This is a genomic window from Actinocorallia populi, from assembly GCF_002995495.1.
GTDB lineage: Bacteria > Actinomycetota > Actinomycetes > Streptosporangiales > Streptosporangiaceae > Actinocorallia > Actinocorallia populi.
In genome coordinates this window covers 237,390-258,381 of record NZ_PVZV01000011.1, presented here as the reverse complement: position 1 = coordinate 258,381, position 20,992 = coordinate 237,390, and the positions used below count along the sequence as shown (strand labels likewise).

Below are 20,992 nucleotides of genomic sequence, written 5' to 3'. Positions count from 1 at the left end.
CGGGCCGCGCCTTAGACGGGCCGGACCGCGCCACGGACAAGCCGCACCTCAGGCAGACCGCGCCTCGGACGGGCCACGCCTCGGACGGGCCGCGCCTCGGACGGGCCGGGCCTCAGGCGCTGGGGGTGTCCTGGCCCTTGCGGACGATGCCGAGCTTGGAGCCCAGCCAGACCAGGGGGTCGTACTTCTTGCCCGCCACCCGCTCCTTCATCGGGATCAGCGCGTTGTCGGTGATCTTGATGTGCTCGGGGCAGACCTCGGTGCAGCACTTGGTGATGTTGCACAGGCCGAGGCCGTGGTCGTTCTGGGCGATCTCACGGCGGTCCTGGACGTCCGCGGGGTGCATCTCCAGCTCGGCGATGCGCATGAGGAAGCGCGGGCCCGCGAACTGCGGCTCGTTCTCCTCGTGGTCGCGGATGACGTGGCAGACGTTGTTGCACAGGAAGCACTCGATGCACTTGCGGAACTCCTGCGAGCGCTCCACGTCGATCTGCTGCATCCGGAACTCGCCGGGCTTGACGTCGCCGCCGTCGAACGCCGGGATCTGCCGTGCCTTCTCGTAGTTGAACGACACGTCCGTGACGAGGTCGCGGATCACCGGGAACGTGCGGACGGGGGTGACCGTGATGGTCTCGTCCTCGGTGAACGTCGACATGCGGGTCATGCACAGCAGCCGCGGCTTGCCGTTGATCTCGGCCGAGCAGGAGCCGCACTTGCCGGCCTTGCAGTTCCAGCGCACCGCCAGGTCCGGCGTCTGGGTGGCCTGCAGCCGGTGGATGACGTCGAGGACGACCTCGCCCTCGTTCACCTCGACCTCGAAGTCCTGCAGCGAGCCTTCGCCGCTGTCTCCGCGCCAGACGCGGAACCTGGCCAGATAGCTCATGAGGGGATCTCCTCGTCGGTGAGGTACTTCTTCAGCTCTGCGGTCTCGAAGAGGGCGAGGAGGTCCTCGCGCATCGGGTCCATCGGCTGGCGGCGCAGCGTCACCCTGCCCTGCTCGTCGCACTGGCAGACGAGGTTGACCTTGCGCCACTCGGAGGACATCGACGGGTGGTCCTCACGGGTGTGGCCGCCGCGCGACTCCTGGCGCTCCAGCGCGGCCTTGGCCACGCACTCGGAGACGATCAGCATGTTGCGCAGGTCCAGGGCCAGGTGCCAGCCCGGGTGGTAGCCGCGGCCGCCGGGCCCGGCCTCGGCCACGCCGACGGCGGCGACCCGCTCGCGCAGCTTGTCCAGCGACTCCAGGGCCGCCTGCAGCTCGCTCTCGGTGCGGATGATGCCCACCAGCTCGTTCATGGTCTGCTGGAGCTCGGCGTGCACCGCGTACGGGTTCTCGCCGCCGGGGCGGCTGAACGGCTCCATCGCCTCGGAGGCCGCGGCGTGGACCACCTCGTCGGGCACCTCGACCGGGGCCTCCAGCGCCTCCAGGTAGTCGACGGCCCCGCCGCCGGCGCGGCGGCCGAACACCAGGAGGTCGGTCAGCGAGTTGCCGCCCAGCCGGTTGGAGCCGTGCATGCCGCCCGAGCACTCCCCCGCCGCGAACAGGCCCGGCACCAGCGCCGCGCCGGTGTCGGGGTCGACCTCGACACCGCCCATGACGTAGTGGCACGTCGGGCCGACCTGCATCGGCTCCTTGGTGATGTCGACGTCGGCCAGCTCCTTGAACTGGTGGTACATCGACGGGAGCCGCCGGATGATCTCCTCGGCGGGCATCCGGGAGGAGACGTCGAGGAAGACGCCGCCCTGCGGGGATCCCCGGCCCGCCTTCACCTCGGAGTTGATCGCGCGGGCCACCTCGTCGCGCGGCAGCAGCTCCGGCGGGCGCCGGTTGTTGTCCGCGTCGGTGTACCAGCGGTCGCCCTCCTCCTCGGTGGTGGCGTACTGCTCCTTGAAGACGTCCGGGATGTAGTCGAACATGAAGCGCTTGCCCTCGGAGTTCGTCAGGACCCCGCCGTCACCGCGCACGGACTCGGTGACGAGGATGCCCTTGACCGACGGCGGCCAGACCATGCCGGTGGGGTGGAACTGGATGAACTCCATGTTGATGAGCGTCGCCCCGGCCAGCATCGCCAGCGCGTGCCCGTCGCCGGTGTACTCCCAGGAGTTGGACGTCACCTTGAACGCCTTGCCGATGCCGCCGGTCGCCAGGACGACGGCCGGGGCCTCGAAGACGACGAACTTCCCCGTCTCGCGGACGTAGGCGAACGCGCCGCAGATGCGGTCGCCGTTCTTCAGCAGCCTGGTGACCGTCGTCTCGGCCCACACCTTGATGCGCGCCTCGTAGTCGCCGAACTCGGCGTGGTCCTCCTGCTGGAGGGAGACGATCTTCTGCTGGGTGGTGCGGATCAGCTCCAGGCCGGTGCGGTCGCCGACGTGCGCCAGGCGGGGGTAGGTGTGGCCGCCGAAGTTGCGCTGGGAGATCTTGCCGTCCTTGGTGCGGTCGAACAGCGCGCCCCAGGCCTCCAGCTCCCAGACCCGCTCGGGCGCCTCCTTGGCGTGGAGTTCGGCCATCCGCCAGCTGTTGAGGAACTTGCCTCCGCGCATGGTGTCGCGGAAGTGCACCTGCCAGTCGTCGTTGCTGTTGACGTTGCCCATCGCGGCGGCGGCGCCGCCCTCGGCCATGACCGTGTGCGCCTTGCCGAACAGCGACTTGGAGATGACCGCGACCTTCTTGCCGCGCAGCCGGGCCTCGATCGCCGCCCGCAGACCCGCGCCGCCCGCGCCGATGACGACGACGTCGTAGGAGTGTCGTTCGATTTCTGTCATGAGGGCCTTCAGTTGAAGAAGCGGAAGTCGTTGATGGTGTCGCTGGCCACGAGCATCACGTAGAAGTCGGCGACCACCAGGGAGCCGAGCGTGATGAGGGCGTACATGCCGTGCTGGGCGTTGATCTTCGACACCCAGGTCCACAGGCGGTAGCGGACGGGGTGCTTGGAGAAGCTCTTCAGCCTGCCGCCCATGACGTGCCGGCAGGAGTGGCACGAGAGCGTGTACAGCCACAGGAGGATGACGTTGGCCAGCAGGATGAGGCTGCCCAGGCCGATGCCGAACCCGCCGTCCTTGCCCTTGAAGGCGAGGATCGCGTCATAGGTGTTGATGAGCGAGATGAGGCCCGCGGCGATCCAGAAGTACCGGTGCAGGTTCTGCCCGATCAGCGGGAAGCGCGTCTCACCCGTGTACTTGGCGTGCGGCTCGCGGACCGCGCAGGCCTGCGGGGACGCCCAGAAGGACCGGTAGTAGGCCTTGCGGTAGTAGTAGCAGGTCAACCGGAACAGCAGCAGGAACGGCAGGGAGAGCAGGGCGTAGGGAATGAAAAAAGGCACGTTCGCGGGTACGAACGTGCCGAAGTGCGCGGCGTCTCCCGTCACCCCGTCCAACGTGATGTTCCGGCAGGCATCGTTCACGCAGGGCGAGTAGAACGGCGTCAGATAGTTGTACTCGGGGACGTAGAACGCCCCGCCCCACATCGCGCGGACCGTCGCGTAGGCGACCCAGGCGGTGAAGAAAATGAAGGTGACATACGGATACTTGCGCCAGTTGTCGGTACGGAAGGTCTTTGCCGAGATCCGCGCCCGCGTCTTCGCGGGCGCATCGACCGTAGCCATCGCAGCCTCCTCAGGGCTCTGAGGAAGGCGACCTTACGCTCTTCCTCAGCTGATGTGACACAGCTAACACCGAGTCATCTAGCTGTGATGCTCATCACATATGCTCTCCCCCTCTTTGATAGCCGTAGGCTATGGACAGGACATCTGCAGGGAATTGGTTTAGGACAGACGCTTTGCCGGTTATGCCCTTTCCCTCTTCTCGCCCGGAAGAACCTCGTCCGTGTCCGGCCGTCCCGCGCGGGCCGTGCGTTCTAAGGTGGACGCAGGTCCCCGATGACAGGAGCAGGTGGATGACGACCCCGTCCGAACAGCCGAGGTTCAACCCCCAGCAGTACGGATACGGCCCCACCCCGCCCGAGCAGCCGGGACCCCCCGGAGCGCAGAACCCGCCCGGCCAGCAGGGCCAGCAGCCCGCCCAGCAGGGGCAACCCGGTCAGCAGGGCCAGCCGCCGAGCGCGCCGCGCCAGTGGCAGCCCGGCCCCCAGCACACCGGACCGCAGCAGCAGGTGCCGCCCGGCCACACCGGCCCGCAGCCCGCCCTGCCGCAGCAGGGGCACACCGGCCCGCAGCAGGCGTTCCCGCCGCAGAACCGACCGCCGGGCCAGCCGGGTCCCGGCCAGTCGCAGGGGCACCCCGTCGTGCGCAAGAAGGGCTTCTTCGGCGCGCTGCTGGACACCCGGTTCGACGCGATGGTCACCCCGATGCTCATCCGCGGCTTCTACCTGCTGTCCCTGGCGGTCATCACGCTGATCAGCCTGTTCCTGTTCCTGGGCATCTGGGGGCTGGGCGGTTCCAGTCCCTACGACGACGGAGCCGACTGGCCCTTCTACGCGGCCATCGTCATCGCCCCGCTGTTCTGGCTGTTCCAGGTGCTGCTGGTGCGGATGGCGCTGGAGTTCGTCATCAACCAGTTCAAGATCACCGAGGAGCTGCAGAAGATCCGCCGCAACACCTCGGGCCCCGGCCGCTGATCCCGCCGCGGACGGCCGGAAGAGGCCGCGGGCGAACTTCCGGGCGGAAGCCGGTCTCTACTCCTGGGCGATCCCCCTCATCCCAGGAGCCTCCCTTGTCCACCCGCGTCACACTGTGCACGATCGCCGGCGTCCTGCTGCTCACCGGCTGCCAGGACGATCGGTCCGCGAGCACGCCGCCCGCGTCGAAGGCCCCGGCGTCCGCTTCCCCGCCCGCCGGGCAGCCCCCGGCCCAGGGGCAGGTGCTGCGATCCCGCGGCCTCACCGTCACCGTCCCCGCCGGATGGAGCCGGGTCGACCCCGCCACGGACACCTCCGAGCTCGTCCAGGTCTCCTGGGGCGTCAAGGACAACCCCTTCGGCGGCCTGATCACCGACCTCCAAGCCGAACTCAAGGACAAGGGCGCGGTCTGGGCGCTCGACCCGGCCTCGGCCACCGGCTCCTTCGCCCACCACCTGAGCGCCGCCTGCGACTCCGGCGGCCTCACCGGCAGCGACCTGGAGTCCCTGCGCAAGAAGGCGCAGGCCAAGGAGGGCGCCCAGGCGGAGGACACCCAGGTCGGCGGCAGGCCCGCGCTCCGCATCACCCAGACGGGCACCCGCAACCACGACCAGGTCGCCTACAAGAGCGTGGAAGTCCGCGTCCCCGTCTCCGCCGACGAGTACTGCTACGTCTCCCTCGAAGGCTCCCCGCAGACCCTCACCCCGACGGTCACCGACCCGGTCCTCGCCTCCTTCACCCTGGGCTGAGACGGCACGGACCGGGCGCGGGTCAGTACATCGAGATGTGCACGTGGTTCTGGGTGATGCTGCCGCGGTCCTCCACGGGGCGCCGGCCCTCTCCGGCGCGGTCGATGTTCCAGACGTGCTGCTTCCAGATGACGTAGTGGATGCCCCGTTCCTCGGCGTTCCCGGCCTGCTCCAGCGGCCGGCAGTCCTCGGCCTTCGCACCTGTCGCGCGAATCAGAACGGGAGGGAGGCGGATCCCCGAGGGCCGATGGGGAGAGGCGGTCTGGGAAGAAGCGCGTTGGCGGGTGTACGGCTTCTGGAGACCGCTCCCCTCCTCATGAGAGGGGCTGAGCCCGCGTCGAACTCCAGAAGCCCGCGGCAGACCGTGCGGCGGCTTCGGAGAGTCCACCGCCGTTGACGGGACAACCGTGTTTATGATCAGGAGGACCTGGCCGCAGACCTCTCCCCCTCGGAGGCCTCATCCATGTTGCGAGCCCAAGACCTCTTCCACGGCACCGCCGAGCCCGAGACCGCCCCCCTGCCCGAGCGGGACCCGCTGCGCGAACCCGACGTCCTCCTCGACGCCCAGCTGCTGGACACCCGCGTCGAGACCCTCGTCTCCCGCGCCGGTCTGCTCCTGGAACTGCGCACCACCATGGAGTTCACCAAGGGCGACGCGGCCCTCCTCGTCGCCCACGGCGTCCGCGAGTTCACCTGGACCGCCGCTTCCCGCCCCGTCCCCCCGAGCGCCTGGACCGTGGCGTCCTCCGTCCCCGGCGCCTCCGACGGCCTGTTCACCCTCGACCTCGTCTTCCTCCCCGAGGCCCGCCTCCGCCTCACCGCCGAACGCGCCGAGTTCTACGTCGCCGACGTCCCCCGCCTCGCCCCCCGCGTCCCCGACTACGAGACCGACGACCCCGCCGCCATCCGCAACAACCTCCCCGCCTGGACCTCCCCGTTCTCCCTGAGAGGCGCCTGCGCCCTCCCCTGATCCCGGCGGAACGGGCCCCGGTCAGGTCCCGGGACCCTTCGCCCTCCGATTCCCTTGGTACGGCCTTTCGCCGGCTTCCGGGGAGGGCGTCCGTTGCGCCGCAGACGACGTTCCGGCCTACGCCTCCATCGGAGCCATGTGCCGGCTCGCGGAGGCCGGCGTCCGGGAGGCGCTCGATCTGGTCGGGCTCAGGCCCATCGCCGCCTTCTGTTCAACGGCGACTGACGGCGTGCGGACCGCCGGGTCCCGCACCGTGCGCCGTTCACCGCTGGAAGAGGCCGCGCAGGTGGGCGTCGAGCCACTCGGTGGCGGAGTCGGCGGTGAGGCCGGCGTAGGAGAAGGGGTGGGGGCCGCTGGTGCCGGTGATCAGGTCGAGGGAGTCGGACCTGGCGATCAGCAGGGTCTCCAGCTGGGAGCCGGGCGCGAGGCCGTAGTCGGCGGGGAACCAGAACTCCAGTTCCTGGCAGTAGGGGAGGGTCTGGTTGTCGCCGCCCTGGCAGCGGTAGTGCTTCACCTCCGCTTCGTCGAAGCGGAAGCCGAGGTCCCGGTATGCCGCGAAGAAGGCGTCCTGGGCGGGGAGCGCGTGCACGTCGATCTCGTCGAAGTCACCCTTGTCGAGGGCGTTGTCGATCTCGACGGTGGTGCGGATGGCGGCGCGTGCCCCCTTGAGCGGCAGGCCCAGGGCGTGGGTGAGGGGCATCTCCCAGGGCACTTCGAGGGCCAGCGGGAAGTCGAGGGTCTTCCCCTCGGGCAGGTCGAAGGCGTCGATCTCGTAGGAGTGCACGACTCCCGGGGCGTGCCAGCCGGTCGCGTCCGGCTCGTTCGCCTCCACCCGGACCACCAGTTCGACCCTCAGGCGTTCGATCCGGACATCCGCCCCGCCGCCCCGCACCCTGATCGAGCCCCGCAACGTGCCGCCCGGCGTGACCACCGGGGTGTCCAGCACCGTGTCGACACCGGGCGCGTTGATGCCGAGCGAGCTAAGGAACTTCCGGAATGCCACGTTCTTCTCCTTCTGAAAGGCGAATCTCGTCCAGCTTCTTCCCGATCGTCTGAACAGACGCGTCACCGCGACCCCGGGTTCCCCGTTCCGCGCCCTCGATCCGGCAGACCTCACGGAACTCCACGATGGCCGGACGACAGGGTGAAGCTCCACGGGAAGGCGAACGGACTGACGATCGAGATATGAGTGAACGAGAAAATCCGCCGGATGGAAGCCGCTTCCAGTCTGAAATTGAATGATGGAACTCCAACTGCGTTGCGACACGGCGTCGCTCGAACCGGCCGGATCGGGCGTCATCTGGGGAGGCGTCTGGGTGGAACTCGCGGGCGTGCCGTTCCCCGAGCGGAACTGGAACGACCTCCCGGTCGCCTTCGTCGCCGAACTGATCGAAGCCGCCGGGGACGCCCGCGCGAAGCCGGGTCGGCGCAGGAGGGTGAGTTTCTTCGACGGCCCCTTCTGGCTCAACCTGACCGCTCTCGAAGACGGATCCGTCTCCGTCACCGCCAACGCGCACGGGAGCGGCCGCACGGTGGTGCTCGCCGCGGACGAGTTCGTCCGCTCCCTGACACCGGCCTGCGACGCCCTGCTTCGGTCCTGCCGGGAACGCGGATGGGACGACCATCCCGACGTGCAGCGGCTACGAGGGCTTCGCCTCCGCTGACGCCGCCATCCGCGACGACCTCCCCGCTCTCCGAAAAGGCTTCCTCTTGCCTTGGCTTCCGTGGAACGGGCCTCCGGTCGGGTCCCAGGGCCCTTTTCCCTTGGTACGGCATTTCACGTCCCGCTCGCGGAGTTGAGGGCCGCGGACCCCAGGGTGAGCGGATGCCCCGGCACCGCCGAGCCGGGCGAACGGTCGGCCCTCGGCCGCGTCCGGATACGGCCATCGGCCGTTCTTTCTTCAGGCCCGGGGATGCCGGATGAGAAGTGCCGCCTGCACTTCTTCGTCCGTTTCGGTCGCGTAGAGGTGCGGGACGTCCGAACGCCACGAGGCGTGCGCCCCGGCGGGGATGGTCAGGGGCGCGTCGAGGGGGCCCACCCGGGCGGTGCCGGTGAAGACCGTCAGGTGTTCGGTGACGCCTTCGGGGTGGGCCGGGGAGACCTGCCGCCGGCCGGGGCGGATGCGCAGCCGGTAGAGCTCGGTGGTGCGGCCACCGTCGTCGAACGTCTCCAGCAGCTCGGCGGTGACGGCCTCGCCGTGGACGGCCTCGGCGGCGGGGACGCCCGGGTCGGTGAGCACGGAGGCGAGCGGGACGTTCAGCTGGGCCGTGATCGCGTACAGCGTCTCGACCGTGGGGTTGCGGGTGCCGGACTCCAGCGCGGACAGCGTCGCCTTGCCGACGGACGCGCGGTGCGCCAGCTCCGACAGGGAGATCCCGCGGGTCCGGCGGAGGTCGCGGATGCGCCGCCCTATCTCGGCGGCGAAGCCCTGTCCGTCGGTCATGGTGCCCAAGCATGCCGGACGGCCGCACCGTTCCGTTTACGGAACACTCCGGGTATGCTCGCTGTTCCGTAAACGGAACGGCGCTGTGAGGGGGAACGGGTGAGGCTGCAACCGGTGCTCGCCGGGATCGTGATGGCGATCGTCGGCTTCGCCAGCTCGTTCGCCGTCGTGCTCGCCGGGCTGCGCGCGATCGGCGCGGACGGGCGGCAGGCCGCGTCCGGGCTGCTCGTCCTGTCGGTGACGATGGGCCTGAGCGCCGTCTACCTGGGGCTGCGCCACCGGATGCCGATCAGCATCGCCTGGTCGACGCCCGGAGCGGCCCTGCTGGCGACCGGGGTGAGCCGGGACATCACCTACCGGGAGGCGCTGGGCGCCTTCGCCGTCACCGGGGTGCTCCTGGTGCTCACCGGACTGTCGGCGCGGCTCGCCCGGCTGCTCGCGGCGATCCCCGTCCCGCTGGCGTCGGCGATGCTCGCGGGCGTCCTGCTCCCGCTGTGCCTCGCGCCGGTGAAGGCCGTCGCCGAGCTCCCGCGCGCCGCGATCCCCGTCGTCCTGACCTGGCTGGTGCTCGGCCGTTTCGCCCGCACGAAGGTCTGGGCCGTGCCCGCCGCGCTGGCTGTCGCCATCGCCGCCATCTGGTTCACCCGCTCCCCCGGCGCGCCGCCCATGGCGGGCGTCCTGCCCGTCCTGTCCTTCGAGTGGCCCGCCCTGTCGCCCGACGCGCTCATCGGCATCGCCCTCCCCCTGTACATCGTGACGATGGCGTCCCAGAACGTCCCCGGCATGAGCGTCATGGCGGCGAACGGCTACCGGCCCGACCTGCGCCCCGTCCTCACCACCACCGGGGCCGGCACGCTCCTGGGCGCCCCGTTCGGCGGCCACGCCATCAACCTCGCCGCCATCACCGCCCAGCTCGCCGCCGGACCCGACGCCCACCCCGATCCCGACCGCCGCTGGATCGCCTCCGTCACCGGCGGCGTCGTCTACCTGCTCCTCGGCCTCATGTCGGGCCTGGCCGTCTCCTTCGCCTCCACCGCGCCGCCGCTGCTCATCGAGTCCGTCGCGGGCCTCGCCCTCTTCGCCGCCCTCGCCGCCTCCCTGCACGCGGCCGTCCAGGACCCGGACGCCCGCGAGGCCGCCGTCATCGCCCTCGTCGTCTCCGCCTCCGGCATCACCGTCCTGGGCGTCGGCGCTCCCTTCTGGGGCCTCGTCACCGGCCTCGCCTACCACCGGCTCACCTCGCGTTCCCCGCGACGGCCCGTGCCCGCCGACCGCATCCAGCGGATTGACGAAAGCGGGGAAGTGTCCAGAGAACAGAAAATCTCCGAGGCTGATTGACGTTCCCCGAACAAGAAAAACAGCGGACGGGAGAACAGCATGACCGCCATGAGAAGAACACTCATCGTCGCGGCGGCCGCCTTGGCCGTCGGAATGCTCGCTCCGGCCGCGTACGCCGAAGAAAGACCGTGGCGTGTCACCAGAGCACCGCAGATGGTGCCCGACTCGGGGCTCTCCCACGTCGCCGCCCTGGGACCCGAGGAAGTGTGGGTCGGAGGTTACGCGGGGCAGACCTGCTACGACTGGTCGATTCCTTTCCTCGGCGCCGGGACGACATGCAACTCCAACACGACCCTCAAGCGCTGGAACGGAACCTTCTGGGAGACGAAGAACCCTCCCGTCACGTGGAATTACGAACTGGCGGACCTCGACGCGTCCGCCTCGGGCAACGTGTGGGTCTCTGGAATGAAGAACGGCCAGGCCCGCATCTTCCGGTGGGACGGGAAGAAGTGGAACGAGATCGCTCTGCCCGCGGGGGACTGCCCGAGTACCGCTTCGCGCGCGAAGCTCCAGCTGACCGCCGCGGGAACCGACGAAGCCTGGGCCTCCTGGGGCGGCAGGTGCGTGTTCCACTGGAAGGCTGGCGAATGGGCCGTCCACGCCGTGCCCGACGACTTCGTCCATGACGTCCATGTGACCGCCTCGAACGAGGTCTACCTGGTGGGCCACAAGCCGCTCCGCCGGGACGGCAACGGCTGGGTCGAGGCGGAAGGAGCCTCCGAGGGCCACCTCCTGGCCGTCGACGATGACGCCCTGTACTACTACTCCTCCCCCGACCGGACCGTGAAACGCGTGTCCGACGGCGGCACCACCGCCCTTCCGCCGGCTCCCGAAATCCCCACGAGCGTCCTGGCGACCAGGTACCTGCTCGACGCCGAAGGCGCCCTGTGGCGCGTCGACGAGAACACCGTCCACCGCTTCGACGGCACCGCGTGGCGGTCCGCGTCCCTGCCCGTCGACACGATCAACGCCGTCGACCCCCTGCCCGGCGCCCTGTGGGCGGTCGGCACCGCTCCCGGCGACAAGGCGGCGGTCTCCCTGACCAACGGCTGATCCCGATGTCACACTCCGGCGGCCCGTCTCGTGCTCGGGGTATGAACGATCTCGTGACCGGCTTCGACGCGTTGCGGCCCCGGCTCGTCCGGGTGGCCTACGGGGTGCTCGGCGACCTGGCCGAGGCCGAGGACGTCGTCCAGGAGGCGTGGCTGCGGATGTGGCGGGCCGGGGTGGACGGGGACGTCGAGGGCTGGCTGGTGGTGACGGTGTCGCGGCTCGCCCTCGACGTGCTGAAGTCGGCGCGGCACCGCAGGGAGCGATACGTCGGTCCCTGGTTGCCGGAACCCGACGTAGCCGTCCCCGATCCGGCCGACCGGGTGACGCTGGACGAGTCGATGAGCCTGGCGCTGCACGTCGTCCTGGAGTCGCTGAGCCCGGCCGAACGCACCGTGTTCGTGCTGCACGACGTGTTCGGGCTGGCCTTCACCGAGGTGGCGAAGGCCGTCGGGCGCACGCCCGAGGCCTGCCGCCAGCTGGCCTCGCGGGCGCGGCGGCACGTCCGCGCCCGCGCTCCCCGGTTCGACGTGGACGAGGCGGAGCACCGGCGGGCGGTCGCGCTGTTCGCCGAGGCCGCCTCGGGCGCCGACCTGGGGAGGCTGCTCGGCCTCCTCGACCCGGACGTCGTCCTGCGCACCGACGGCGGCGGGCGGGTGCGCGCGGCGCGCAACCCCGTGGTCGGGGCCGGACGGGTCGCCCGGTTCCTCGTCGGGGTGCGGACGAAGTTCGCCTCGGCGGCGGTGTTCGTCCCGGCGGCCGTCAACGGGGCTCCCGGGCTGCTGCGCGTGCAGGACGGCACGGTCACCGGCGTCTTCGGCTTCACCGTCCTCGACGGCCGGATCCGCGAGATCGACATCCAGTTGAATCCTGAGAAGCTGAGGAAACTCCCATGAGGATCGATCTGCGGAGCACCGCCCCCGACGTCTACCGGGCGTTCGGCTCGCTCGAGAAGTACATCCGCTCGTCCGGGCTGCCCGACGCCACCGTCGACCTGCTGTACCTGCGCATCAGCCAGCTCAACGGCTGCGCCTACTGCGTGGACTCCCACAGCGCCGACCTGAAGAAGCTCGGCGAGGACGACCGGCGCGTCTGGGGCGTCGCCGCCTGGCGCGAGTCGCCCTTCTACACCCCGGCCGAACGCGCCGCCCTGGCCCTCGCCGAGGAAGGCACCCTCCTGCCCGGAGGCCACGGCGTCTCCGACGCCGTCTGGGAGGAGGCCGCCGCGCACTACCCGGAGGAACTGCTCGCCGCACTGATCGCGACCATCGCCCAGATGAACGCCATGAACCGCCTGGGCGTCATCAACCGGCTCTCTCCCCAGCCGTGACCACCGGCCCCGCCGCCCGCCTGCACGGCGGGCGGCGGGGCGGACGCCGCAGGACCGGCCGCGGACGGACGTCGCCGAAGCCCTGGGGCCGAGGCTCCTGACCCGCTCAGACGGGCCCGGAACGGCTCAGGGCGGACTCTGCAGGTTCGAGGAGACCAGGTGCCGGGCGGCGGCCCCGGCGCCGTCGTCGCTCATCTCGGCGGCGACGGCCCGGGCACGGGCCGCCGTACCGGGGCGGAGGGCGCGGTCGAGGGCCGCGGCCAGCGATTCCGCGGTCGGCTCGGCGGACGGGTGCGCGGTTCCGATGCCGAGGTCCTGGACCCGCTGCGCCCAGTAGTACTGGTCGTAGACCTGGGGGAGGACGACCTGCGGCGTCCCGGCGAGGGCGGCCGTCGTCGTGGTGCCGGCCCCGCCGTGGTGGACGACGGCGGCGACCCGCCCGAAGAGCGCCCGGTGGTCGACGTCGCCGACGGACATGCAGTCGGGGGCGTCGTCCACCGGGGACAGGCCGGCCCAGCCTCGGGAGACGATCGCGCGGCGTCCGAGCGTGCGGGCCGACTCGACCATCTCTCGGACGAGGCCCTGCGGGGCGTGCATGCGGCTGCCGAGACCGAAGTAGACGGGCGGCTCACCGGACCGGAGGAACTCCACCAGCTCCGGAGGCAGCGGGCGCCGGTCCCGCAGGATCCAGGCGCCGGTCTGCACGACGCCCGCGTCGGCGGGCCCGGGCCAGGGCGCCAGCACCGGGTCGGCCGCCAGCAGGGGCCGCTCGGTGAGGATGTGGCCGCGCACGTCCTCGACCGGAGCCAGGCCGAGTGACGCGCGGTGGGAGTCGAGCGCGTCACCGAACATCTCGTTGAAGCGTGCTGCGTCCCGGTCCCACGGCCCGCGGTCGCCGGTCTCCGCGGGCGGCGGTCCCGGAAGGACCGGCGGCGCGTGGTGCGGCGACGGCAGGACCGCCGGGCAGTAGGCGGCGAAGACGTAGGGGATGCCCTTCAGTTCCGCCACCGAGCGGGCCGCCACCTGCAGGGCCGTCGCGGCGACGATGACGTCGCAGCCCTCGGCCGCCTCCGCGACCGTCGCGAACTGGGCGGCGACCGAGTCCCTCGCCAGCAGGCGCAGCCGCTCCGGCGAGGGCGGGGCCGACGGCGCCGACGGGACGGCCGCGGCCTTGCGCAACTCGGGCCCGATGGCGGTGGCGGGAATCGCAAAACCGTCGATCCAGTCGCGGAAGTCCGGAGGCACGCACAGGTGGACCTCCTGCCCCAGTCCCCTCAGTTCCATGGCCAGCGCCACCAGCGGCTGGACGTCACCGCGCGTCCCTATCGTGGACAGCAGAAAACGCACGTGGATTCTCCCTGATTTCCGATCACGGCCTGAATGACCGCATGGTGAATGAGAGCCCGCATCTGCATGCGACCGGCGCTTTCCGTGCCGGCCCGGCTCAAGGACCCCGATTCTGCGACGGCACCGGGGTCTTGCCGCAAGCCCCCGGTGCCGCTATACCTTGAAAGTGGCGACGAGAACGGCGCGTTTCCGAACGAGTCGGCCACCGCCATGGCGGACGGATTTCGGGGATCCGTACGTCGAACGGGAACCGCGAAATGCGGCACTTGTGTCGGTCGACGCGAGCCGTTCACACGGAGCGTTCCCGAACCGGCCTTCCCCGAGTCGCCGAGATCACTGAGGGGCCCGTCATCGCCCCGGGCGGCGGGGCGGCCCCGGGCGGGCGAAGGAGCACGGAGCCAGCCGTCCCGCTCCCGGCCCGGCAGGGCGGGCCGGGCGGCGGTTCAGCCGGGAGGGCCGGGCAGGGTCAGGCCCAGTGCCGCCGCCAGGGCGATGGTCCTGGCGGGCGTCGGGCAGCGCCGGGCCAGGGCGGTGGTGTCGAGGCGGCCGTCGCGGGCCTGGAACAGCACCGGCGCCGCGGGGTGCCGGCGCAGCTCGTCCGCGGTGAGCCCGCCGGCGGTGCGCCGCGCCGCGGAGACCAGGGCGGGGAAGCCCGACCGCAGGTCCGCGGCCCATGCTTCGAGCGCCTCCAGCCAGCGGCGGGTGTCGGCGTCGGCGGACGGGGAGTGCCGCCCGAGCGCCTGATCCAGTTCCTGCCAGGTGTGGTCGCGCCACGGCCTGCTCTTCAGGACGGGCAGCTGCCACCGGCGTTTGGCGGCCGCCCAGTGGTCGGCGCGCGCCGGGACCGCGTGGACCGTGAATCCCGGGACGCACAGGGCGGTCAGGTTCCAGCCGTGGCAGGCGCCGGTGTCGAGGCCGAAGACCCGTCCGTCGCGGATCAGCGGTTCCCGCCCGGTGACGTGGTGGCCGAACACGACCGGTGCGGCGTCGGTGTAGTGGTCGTGCCAGTGCCCGCCGGGGAACAGCGCCGCCAGCTCCCGCTCCCCTCGCGTCGAGCCGCAGAGGACCTCCTCCCGCTGGGACGCCAGTGGGACTCCGGGCACCATCGCGGCGTGGACGACGCGGACCTGCTCGTTCTCGAAGTAGTAGGGCAGCGTCCGCATCCAGTCGACCGTCTCGGCGTAGCGGTCGCCGAGCTGCAGGCGCGTGATCTCCTGCGCGTAGGAGAAGACGCCCCGCACGTGCTTGCGCTCGTGGTTGCCCATCAGCACGACGGAGTTCGGGCGTTCCCGGAAGTACTCGACCACCCCGCCGGGATCCGGGCCGCGGTCGACCAGGTCGCCGACGCTGATCAGCAGATCGTCCGGGCGGAGATCGACCTTCTCCAGCAGTTCGATCAGTTCCTCGAAACAGCCGTGAATGTCACCCACGATGACGATGCGCCCCATCGGGGGATCTTAAGGAGACGCCGATCCACCGCACAAAACATTTTGAAGGCGCTCGCACCCCTCGAAGTCCCGCTCATCCTCCCGTCTCACCGACGCTCGCCTTCGGCTGCGTCGACCGGCCCTCCTCGGCCGCGGCGGGCAGAGTGAGGCGGCCCAGGAGGGCGTTCAGGGACGGCGTGCGGGCCGCCAGACGGTAGGCCAGATAGCCGAGCGCGCCGCCGAGGGTGTTGGCGATCAGGTCGTTGACGTCGACGGAGCGGCCGTTGTTGAACAGCAGATAGCACAGGAGCTGCGCCGCCTCGATGGTGAGCGAGGCGAGGAAGGCCAGGCCCGTGGCCCGTTTCAAGGAGACGGGTCCGGCCGCCGTGAGCGGGAGGAGGAAGCCCAGCGGCAGCAGCATGACCACGTTGGGCACGAACGTCAGGTCGGCGACGAGCAGCGGAATGAAGTTGACGAGTTCGTACCAGGGTGTCTGGTTGGCGTACTCGCCATAGGTGATGGCGATCGGGAAGATCGTGAGGTCGAGGACGGCCGCCGCGTAGCAGGCCGCCACGAGGCGGACGGCGGCGTGCCCGCCCGTCCAGCCGGGGCGCCTCCGGACGGCGCGCACGACCGTGAGGACGCAGAAGGCGACCAGGAGCGGCCCCAGAACGAATGTGGAATCGAGCTCGAAATCGAAGTTCTTCATCGTGTGAACCTTGGTTCGGGAACCTTGTCGCCGATGAGTCTCGGCCGGTGGCCTCTCGCTCCGGATCTCCCGAAAGAGCGAGCTCTCTCACCTGCGCTACGACTTTCGGCAGAGCCGCTGACCTGCGGAATGCGGTTAGCCTCACCGGCATGAGATCTGGAGGACGGCTCACCGCGGTGCTGACGGTGGTCCTGGCGGGTTCCGGAGCACTGATCGACCTCCGGTTCGACCTGTTCCGGGGCTTCGCGGGCGAGATCAAGCTGGGGCTCGCAGCGGCGTCCGCCGTGATCCTCCTCATCTCCTGGCCTCGGGAAGGCCGCGGCCTGTCGGTGGCTTCTTGTGCGGCCGGGCTGGTGTCGTTGGCCGGGACGGCTGTCCTTCGTTCCGTTTCGGGGCCCGGATCCGAGGCATCGGACGCGTTCGGGTTCACCGAGCCGGCCGTTCTGCTCGTCCTGCTGGCACTCGTCGCGTGGCGTGGTGCTCCGGCGGGCACCGTCCTGGCCGTTCCGGTGCTGGTCGCGGCGATCGTGCTGCGGCCGATGGCGGTCGGGGTACAGGAGACCGGGGTGGTCCTCGCATTGTTCCTCGCGCTGGTCGCGATGATGGCGCTGGGTGCGGGGCTCGCCGGGCGGCTGTTCGCGGCGGACAGGCGGCGGCGGGAGGAGACCGTGCGGCTGGAGCAGCGCGCCGAGTTCGCCCGGGACCTGCACGACTTCGTCGCCCACCATGTGACGGGCATCGTCGTACAGGCGCAGGGGGCGCGTACCATCGCGGCGAAGAGGCCGGAACTCGTCCTGCCCGCGCTGGAGGAGATCGAACGGGCCGGGGCCCAGACCCTGACGTCGATGCGCCGCATGGTGGGAATGCTGCGGGAGTCCGGCGAAGGCCTCTCGCGTACGGCGTCGCCGGATATGGCCTCGGTGCGTTCCCTCGTCGGGGGTTTCTCCCTGCCCGGCGGGGTGAAGGCGCATTTCACCGCACGGGGAGGGAGCGGGGAGCTCCCTCCGGAGGTGGCCGGGACCGTGCACCGGGTGGTCATGGAGGCGCTGACGAACGTGCGCAAGCACGGGCTCGACTGCACGGCCGTCGAGGTCCTGGTGGACCGCGCCCCGGACCGGGTGGCCGTGCGGGTGCACGACGACGGCCGGCGGCGGCACGGCACGGGCGGAGGGTTCGGGCTCAAAGGACTGGAGGAGAGGGTGTCCATGGTCGGCGGCACGTTGCGGGCGGGGCCCGGACCGGACGGCGGCTGGGCCGTCGAGGCGTCCCTTCCGGTGGAGGGCGCCCCGTGACGGTCCGGGTGATGATCGCCGACGACCAGGCCATGGTCCGCACCGGCTTCGGGATGATCCTCGCCGCCGAGGACGGCATCGAGGTCGTCGCGGAGGCCGAGGACGGCGTGCAGGCGGTGGAGCTGGCCGCCCGGCACCGCCCCGACGTGGTGCTCATGGACATCCGCATGCCCCGCCTGGACGGCCTGGAGGCGCTGCGCCTGCTCAACCGGCCCGGTGCCGTCGCCCCGCCGAGGGTCGTCATGGTGACGACCTTCGACGACGACGAGTACGTCCACCGCGCGCTGCACGGCGGAGCGCACGGCTTCATCCTCAAGGACGCCGGGCCCGCCCTGCTGGTGGAGGCCGTCCGCGCCGCCGCGTCGGGCGATGCGCTCATCAGCCCGTCCATCACCCTGCGGCTGCTGCGCAGATTCCAGCGCACGAAGCCCGTGCCGCGGAAGCCGCAGGTGGAGCTGTCGTCCCGGGAGACGGAGGTCGTGCGGCTCGTGGCCAGGGGGCTCACCAACGCGGAGATCGCCGCCGCGCTCTCCGTCACGGCCGGCACGGTGAAGACGCACCTGGGGAACGTGCAGGCCAAGCTCCCCGCCCGCAACCGCGTGGAGATCGCCGCCTGGGCCTGGGAGTCCGGCCTCCTCGAGAGCTGAACGCCCTCTCTCTCCGCGTCCCGGTGCCCGCAGCCGTTCAGCAGAGGTTCCACGCGGCGTAGACGCGTTTACCGCCGGTGGTCGGATACCAGCCCCACTGGTCGGCGTACTCCGCGACGAGGAACAGGCCCCTGCCATCCTCGGCGTCCTCCCCCGCCCTTCTGGTGACGGGCGGCGCGGGAGAGGCGTCGTCGATCTCGGCGAAGAGCTGCGTGGGGGTGAGCCTGAGCCGGACGACGACGAACGCGGACTCACCGTCGCCCTCCGTGGCGCGGACGCTGTTCGTGGCGCATTCGCTGACCACGAGCGCGCAGGCGTCCACGAGATCCTCCAGCCCCCACGACGGCAGCCGCGCCCGCACCAGCCGCCGCGCCGACCCCACCGAAGCGGGCGAGGCGGCGAAACGCACGCAGTCGGTCTCCCTGTCGGCACCACCCTGCCCTGGACAGGACATCGCCCCCGGCTTCCTTCGTCACACGATCCCGTATCAGCGAACTGCCCTCGAGTATGAGCCGCCCGGAACATCCCGACAAGGAACGCCGAGAGAACACGTGGGTGAACTCGAACGGACGCCGATCCGGACTTTCTCGAAAGGAAGTCGGAAACAGGAGACCGACCAGAGAACCGGACATCCGACCCTGCCGCGTGCGGGCCTCCGGATCCCGGAGCGACTCGGGGAACCGGGTCGGCGGACGGAGTTCCCGTGGACAAATTGCGGGATTCTGTCAAACAAGCCAGGAAATCGAAATTGACCTATTTGCGTCAACCAGCACAGGTCGTTCATCCGGAACGCTCCAGAATCGGCCTGCTCAGACGTTGACATTGACCGTGGTCTGGAGAGTTCCGATGAAGAAGTCCCTTGCCGTCTTGGCCGCCGCGCTCGTGCTGGGTTCGTCCGGATGCGCCGCCTCCGAAGTGACGACCAGTCCGGACGGGACCGATAACGGATCGCAGCACAAGAAGCAGGAGGCCGCGAAGGTGGGCGACAAGATCACGCTGAAGGGCACCGACGAGAATCTGAAGATCGCGGTCACCGTGCTCAAGGCCCCCAAGGCCGTCAAGGCCACCGACGGGTCCAAGCCCACCAAGAAGGGGCAGCGTTTCGTCGGCGTGCGGCTCGCGTTGGAGAACGTCGGCACCGTGGTCTACGACGACGCCCTCACCAACGGGTCGGTCCTCCTGGACGCCGAGGGGCAGGAGTACAACACGATCCTCGTCACCGAGATCGCGGCGGGGCCGCTCGTGGACCTGGTGAAGATGGCGCCCGGGAAGAGCCGCAAGGGCTACCTCGTCTTCGAGATGCCCAAGAACGTCAAGCCCGCGGCCCTGCAGATCACGCTGGACAGCGGCATGGCCCCCCAGACCGGGGAGTGGGCGCTGAGCTGACCGGCCGCGCCGGCCGTCCCGGCGTCAGGTGGCCGTACAGCGCGGTGCGGCCGCCGGCCGGGCCGTGGTGACACAACACAGTCCGGCTGGGAGCGGTCGTGCCGGGTGCGTCCGGGTTCGGGGGCGGTAGGCTCGCGGCGTGGACGACCCGCAGTGGACGCGACGGGATCCGGGAGTCACCAGCCGGGATGCGCCGGGGGCGCAGCAGGCGGGAGGAGACTCCCTGGTGCGGTTGCCGGGGGCGCTCGGATCACGGTTCGCCGTCGAGGGGGAGCTGCCCGTCCAGGGAGCGGAGTCCGACCTGCTGCTGGTGCGGGAGCACGGCGGAGAGGCCGGGCGGTACGTCGTCAAGATCTACCGGCGGGGGTACTCGGCCGACCGGGAAGTATGGGAGATGCTGCCGCGGCTCTCGTCGCGGAATGTGGTCAGGGTGCTGGAGACCGGGCACGCGGACGGCCGGGACTACGAGATCCTCGAGTACCTGCCCGAGGGGAGCCTGCGGGGGCTGGCGCGGGCCAGGCGGGTGGACCCGACCGCGGCCGTGGCGCAGCTCGCCGAAGGGCTGAAGGCGCTGCACGACGCGGGCATCGTGCACCGTGACCTCAAGCCCGAGAACGTGCTGGTGCGCGGGAGCGAGCTCGTCATCACCGACTTCGGGCTCAGCCGGGTGCTGGAGCAGAGCGTGGTGTTCGCCTCCTCCTCCCGGACGCTCGCCTACGCGGCGCCGGAGTCGTTGTCGGGGCAGGTGTCGCCGGCGCGGGACTGGTGGTCGCTCGGGATGATCGCGCGTGAGCTCATCACCGGGCGGAGGCCGTTCGACGGGCTGAGCGAGACCGTGGTCGTGGACCACTTGGCCACGCGGGCCATCGAGAACGACGACGTGCAGGACCCGCACCTGCGGCTGCTCTGCCAGGGGCTGCTCACGCGGGACCCGCGCCGGCGGTGGGGGTACGCGCAGATCGCGGAATGGCTGCGGGGCGGGACCCCCGCCGTCCAGGAGGAGGCCGCGGAGCCGTACGTGCCGCCGCAGGCCCCGCCGGCCCCCGCGCGGCTGCCCGCCGACGTGGACGCGGCCGCGGACGCCTACCGGGCCGAGGGCAGGGCAGCGCTGTGGGAGCAGCAGGAGGGCAAGAGGAAGGCCGGACGGAACGCGGCACGGGTCAGGGCGGTCCTGTGGTCGCTGGCCTTCCTGGCGCTGTGGAGCGCCGGGAGCTTCGCCGTCTCGGCGATGGCCGGGCAGGCCCAGCCGGGTGAGACGGCCGGTGTCGGAGGCGTGCAGCGGGCCTCGGCCGTGCCGCTCGGGCTGATGCTGCTCGTGGGGGCGGGCGCCTGGCTCGTCTCGGCCGCCGTGGAGCTCGCGCTCGCCCAGCAGCAGGGTGCCGACTACCTCGCGGGGGGGCCGTGGGCGGCGCTGGCCAAGGGCGGCAGGGTCCTCAGCGGCGGGCTGTCCAAGACGTCGCAGGCGGTGTCGAACACGGCACGGCGGACGGGTGCGCGCGGATGCGGGGTCGCGTTGCTGGCGGCGATGATCCCCGTGCTGATGCTGCTCGTGCTGGTCTCGATCCTCAGCTCGCTGGCCTGGTTGTTGTGGTTGCTGCTGGTCGCGGTGGCGACCGTCGGGCACGCGCTCGGCGGGGGTATGCGAAGCCATCGGTGGCGTGAGGCGAACTCCGCGCGCCGCAGGGAAGTCATAGAAGGCTGACTCCGCACGCATGCGGGGCGCACCG

At 70.9% G+C, this 20,992-nt stretch carries 22 protein-coding genes; 12 read left to right on the top strand and 10 right to left on the bottom strand.

Translation table 11 applies throughout. The features are described from left to right. Positions 1-112 precede the first annotated feature (112 nt). Genes C2865_RS35485 through C2865_RS35475 form a run of 3 tightly spaced genes read right to left on the bottom strand, consistent with a single transcriptional unit; the run spans position 113 to position 3,605 of the window. Positions 113-883 (bottom strand): succinate dehydrogenase/fumarate reductase iron-sulfur subunit, encoded by a 771-nt coding sequence (locus C2865_RS35485; protein ID WP_106403025.1) that lies wholly within the window; start codon positions 881-883, stop codon positions 113-115. Next, positions 880-2,766, bottom strand: a complete 1,887-nt coding sequence (locus C2865_RS35480; RefSeq protein ID WP_106403024.1) for a fumarate reductase/succinate dehydrogenase flavoprotein subunit — start codon at positions 2,764-2,766, stop codon at positions 880-882. Before C2865_RS35480 ends, C2865_RS35485 begins: the two co-directional genes overlap by 4 nt. Before the next feature lie 8 nt (positions 2,767-2,774). Next, on the bottom strand, positions 2,775-3,605 hold the full coding sequence (locus C2865_RS35475) for a hypothetical protein (RefSeq protein ID WP_106403023.1): 831 nt from the start codon (positions 3,603-3,605) through the stop codon (positions 2,775-2,777). A 290-nt stretch (positions 3,606-3,895) separates the two neighbouring features. Here C2865_RS35475 and C2865_RS35470 point away from each other — a divergent pair, with 290 nt between their 5' ends. Both C2865_RS35470 and C2865_RS35465 read left to right on the top strand, forming a co-directional pair. After that, complete coding sequence (locus C2865_RS35470) at positions 3,896-4,576, top strand: DUF4282 domain-containing protein (RefSeq protein ID WP_106403022.1); 681 nt, start codon at positions 3,896-3,898, stop codon at positions 4,574-4,576. Between the two features lie 95 nt (positions 4,577-4,671). Continuing rightward, on the top strand, positions 4,672-5,325 hold the full coding sequence (locus C2865_RS35465; protein ID WP_106403021.1) for a hypothetical protein: 654 nt from the start codon (positions 4,672-4,674) through the stop codon (positions 5,323-5,325). A gap of 22 nt (positions 5,326-5,347) precedes the next feature. Here C2865_RS35465 and C2865_RS35460 read toward each other — a convergent pair whose 3' ends face one another. Beyond that, positions 5,348-5,713, bottom strand: coding sequence for a VldE C-terminal domain-containing protein (locus tag C2865_RS35460; protein ID WP_106403020.1), 366 nt, complete (start codon positions 5,711-5,713; stop codon positions 5,348-5,350). Between the two features lie 75 nt (positions 5,714-5,788). Here C2865_RS35460 and C2865_RS35455 point away from each other — a divergent pair, with 75 nt between their 5' ends. Then, positions 5,789-6,295, top strand: coding sequence for a hypothetical protein (locus tag C2865_RS35455; protein ID WP_106403019.1), 507 nt, complete (start codon positions 5,789-5,791; stop codon positions 6,293-6,295). Positions 6,296-6,557: 262 nt separating this feature from the next. Here the strand turns inward: C2865_RS35455 and C2865_RS35450 are convergent, their stop codons facing one another. Beyond that, complete coding sequence (locus C2865_RS35450; protein WP_157964031.1) at positions 6,558-7,298, bottom strand: sporulation protein; 741 nt, start codon at positions 7,296-7,298, stop codon at positions 6,558-6,560. Positions 7,299-7,533: 235 nt separating this feature from the next. On the opposite strand from C2865_RS35450, the gene C2865_RS35445 reads away from it, so the two are divergent. Further along, a complete protein-coding gene (locus C2865_RS35445; protein WP_157964030.1) occupies positions 7,534-7,959 on the top strand; it encodes a hypothetical protein in 426 nt (141 codons plus the stop codon). A gap of 237 nt (positions 7,960-8,196) precedes the next feature. On the opposite strand, the gene C2865_RS35440 is transcribed toward C2865_RS35445, so the two are convergent. Then, on the bottom strand, positions 8,197-8,739 hold the full coding sequence (locus C2865_RS35440; RefSeq protein WP_106403016.1) for a helix-turn-helix domain-containing protein: 543 nt from the start codon (positions 8,737-8,739) through the stop codon (positions 8,197-8,199). Between the two features lie 99 nt (positions 8,740-8,838). Between C2865_RS35440 and C2865_RS35435 the strand changes: the two genes are divergently transcribed. From C2865_RS35435 to C2865_RS35420, 4 genes are read left to right on the top strand one after another with little or no spacing between them, the layout of a single operon-like run. After that, a complete protein-coding gene (locus C2865_RS35435; protein WP_232835983.1) occupies positions 8,839-10,077 on the top strand; it encodes a benzoate/H(+) symporter BenE family transporter in 1,239 nt (412 codons plus the stop codon). A gap of 48 nt (positions 10,078-10,125) precedes the next feature. Continuing rightward, positions 10,126-11,130, top strand: a complete 1,005-nt coding sequence (locus tag C2865_RS35430) for an NHL repeat-containing protein (RefSeq protein WP_157964029.1) — start codon at positions 10,126-10,128, stop codon at positions 11,128-11,130. Between the two features lie 41 nt (positions 11,131-11,171). Then, entirely contained in the window at positions 11,172-12,023 is an 852-nt protein-coding gene (gene sigJ / locus C2865_RS35425; RefSeq protein ID WP_106403014.1) for an RNA polymerase sigma factor SigJ, read from the top strand. Further along, positions 12,020-12,457, top strand: a complete 438-nt coding sequence (locus C2865_RS35420; protein WP_106403013.1) for a carboxymuconolactone decarboxylase family protein — start codon at positions 12,020-12,022, stop codon at positions 12,455-12,457. Before sigJ ends, C2865_RS35420 begins: the two co-directional genes overlap by 4 nt. A 126-nt stretch (positions 12,458-12,583) precedes the next feature. Here the strand turns inward: C2865_RS35420 and C2865_RS35415 are convergent, their stop codons facing one another. From C2865_RS35415 to C2865_RS35405, 3 genes are all read right to left on the bottom strand, one after another. Then, positions 12,584-13,804: a glycosyltransferase gene (locus C2865_RS35415; RefSeq protein ID WP_106403012.1), complete on the bottom strand. Its 1,221-nt coding sequence runs from the start codon at positions 13,802-13,804 to the stop codon at positions 12,584-12,586. A gap of 443 nt (positions 13,805-14,247) precedes the next feature. Next, positions 14,248-15,252, bottom strand: a complete 1,005-nt coding sequence (locus C2865_RS35410) for a metallophosphoesterase family protein (RefSeq protein WP_106403011.1) — start codon at positions 15,250-15,252, stop codon at positions 14,248-14,250. A 73-nt stretch (positions 15,253-15,325) separates the two neighbouring features. Beyond that, entirely contained in the window at positions 15,326-15,940 is a 615-nt protein-coding gene (locus C2865_RS35405) for a VanZ family protein (protein WP_106403010.1), read from the bottom strand. A gap of 149 nt (positions 15,941-16,089) precedes the next feature. Between C2865_RS35405 and C2865_RS35400 the strand changes: the two genes are divergently transcribed. Continuing rightward, the gene (locus tag C2865_RS35400; RefSeq protein ID WP_198653823.1) at positions 16,090-17,232 is read left to right on the top strand and encodes a sensor histidine kinase; all 1,143 of its coding nucleotides are present in this window, start codon (positions 16,090-16,092) and stop codon (positions 17,230-17,232) included. Beyond that, positions 17,229-17,879 carry a response regulator gene (locus C2865_RS35395; protein ID WP_232835982.1) on the top strand — a complete coding sequence of 217 codons (651 nt, stop codon included), beginning with the start codon at positions 17,229-17,231 and terminating at the stop codon, positions 17,877-17,879. The genes C2865_RS35400 and C2865_RS35395 overlap by 4 nt, the downstream gene beginning before the upstream one ends. A 37-nt stretch (positions 17,880-17,916) precedes the next feature. Here the strand turns inward: C2865_RS35395 and C2865_RS35390 are convergent, their stop codons facing one another. Then, complete coding sequence (locus tag C2865_RS35390) at positions 17,917-18,288, bottom strand: ATP-binding protein (protein ID WP_157964028.1); 372 nt, start codon at positions 18,286-18,288, stop codon at positions 17,917-17,919. 437 nt (positions 18,289-18,725) lie between these two features. Between C2865_RS35390 and C2865_RS39740 the strand changes: the two genes are divergently transcribed. After that, a complete protein-coding gene (locus tag C2865_RS39740; protein ID WP_157964027.1) occupies positions 18,726-19,265 on the top strand; it encodes a DUF4352 domain-containing protein in 540 nt (179 codons plus the stop codon). A gap of 139 nt (positions 19,266-19,404) precedes the next feature. Further along, positions 19,405-20,967 (top strand): serine/threonine-protein kinase, encoded by a 1,563-nt coding sequence (locus tag C2865_RS35380; RefSeq protein WP_106403006.1) that lies wholly within the window; start codon positions 19,405-19,407, stop codon positions 20,965-20,967. The last annotated feature ends 25 nt before the right edge of the window (positions 20,968-20,992 follow it).

Excerpts from the sequence above, each read along its gene's own strand:
- C2865_RS39740 (WP_157964027.1), top strand. The coding sequence starts at position 18,726 with ATGAAGAAGTCCCTTGCCGTCTTGGCCGCCGCGCTCGTGCTGGGTTCG.
- sigJ (WP_106403014.1), top strand. The coding sequence starts at position 11,172 with ATGAACGATCTCGTGACCGGCTTCGACGCGTTGCGGCCCCGGCTCGTC.
- C2865_RS35475 (WP_106403023.1), bottom strand. The coding sequence starts at position 3,605 with ATGGCTACGGTCGATGCGCCCGCGAAGACGCGGGCGCGGATCTCGGCA.
- C2865_RS35420 (WP_106403013.1), top strand. The coding sequence starts at position 12,020 with ATGAGGATCGATCTGCGGAGCACCGCCCCCGACGTCTACCGGGCGTTC.
- C2865_RS35445 (WP_157964030.1), top strand. The coding sequence starts at position 7,534 with ATGATGGAACTCCAACTGCGTTGCGACACGGCGTCGCTCGAACCGGCC.
- C2865_RS35485 (WP_106403025.1), bottom strand. The coding sequence starts at position 883 with ATGAGCTATCTGGCCAGGTTCCGCGTCTGGCGCGGAGACAGCGGCGAA.
- C2865_RS35405 (WP_106403010.1), bottom strand. The coding sequence starts at position 15,940 with ATGAAGAACTTCGATTTCGAGCTCGATTCCACATTCGTTCTGGGGCCG.
- C2865_RS35410 (WP_106403011.1), bottom strand. The coding sequence starts at position 15,252 with ATGGGGCGCATCGTCATCGTGGGTGACATTCACGGCTGTTTCGAGGAA.
- C2865_RS35480 (WP_106403024.1), bottom strand. The coding sequence starts at position 2,766 with ATGACAGAAATCGAACGACACTCCTACGACGTCGTCGTCATCGGCGCG.
- C2865_RS35440 (WP_106403016.1), bottom strand. The coding sequence starts at position 8,739 with ATGACCGACGGACAGGGCTTCGCCGCCGAGATAGGGCGGCGCATCCGC.
- C2865_RS35430 (WP_157964029.1), top strand. The coding sequence starts at position 10,126 with ATGAGAAGAACACTCATCGTCGCGGCGGCCGCCTTGGCCGTCGGAATG.
- C2865_RS35455 (WP_106403019.1), top strand. The coding sequence starts at position 5,789 with ATGTTGCGAGCCCAAGACCTCTTCCACGGCACCGCCGAGCCCGAGACC.
- C2865_RS35400 (WP_198653823.1), top strand. The coding sequence starts at position 16,090 with ATGAGATCTGGAGGACGGCTCACCGCGGTGCTGACGGTGGTCCTGGCG.
- C2865_RS35470 (WP_106403022.1), top strand. The coding sequence starts at position 3,896 with ATGACGACCCCGTCCGAACAGCCGAGGTTCAACCCCCAGCAGTACGGA.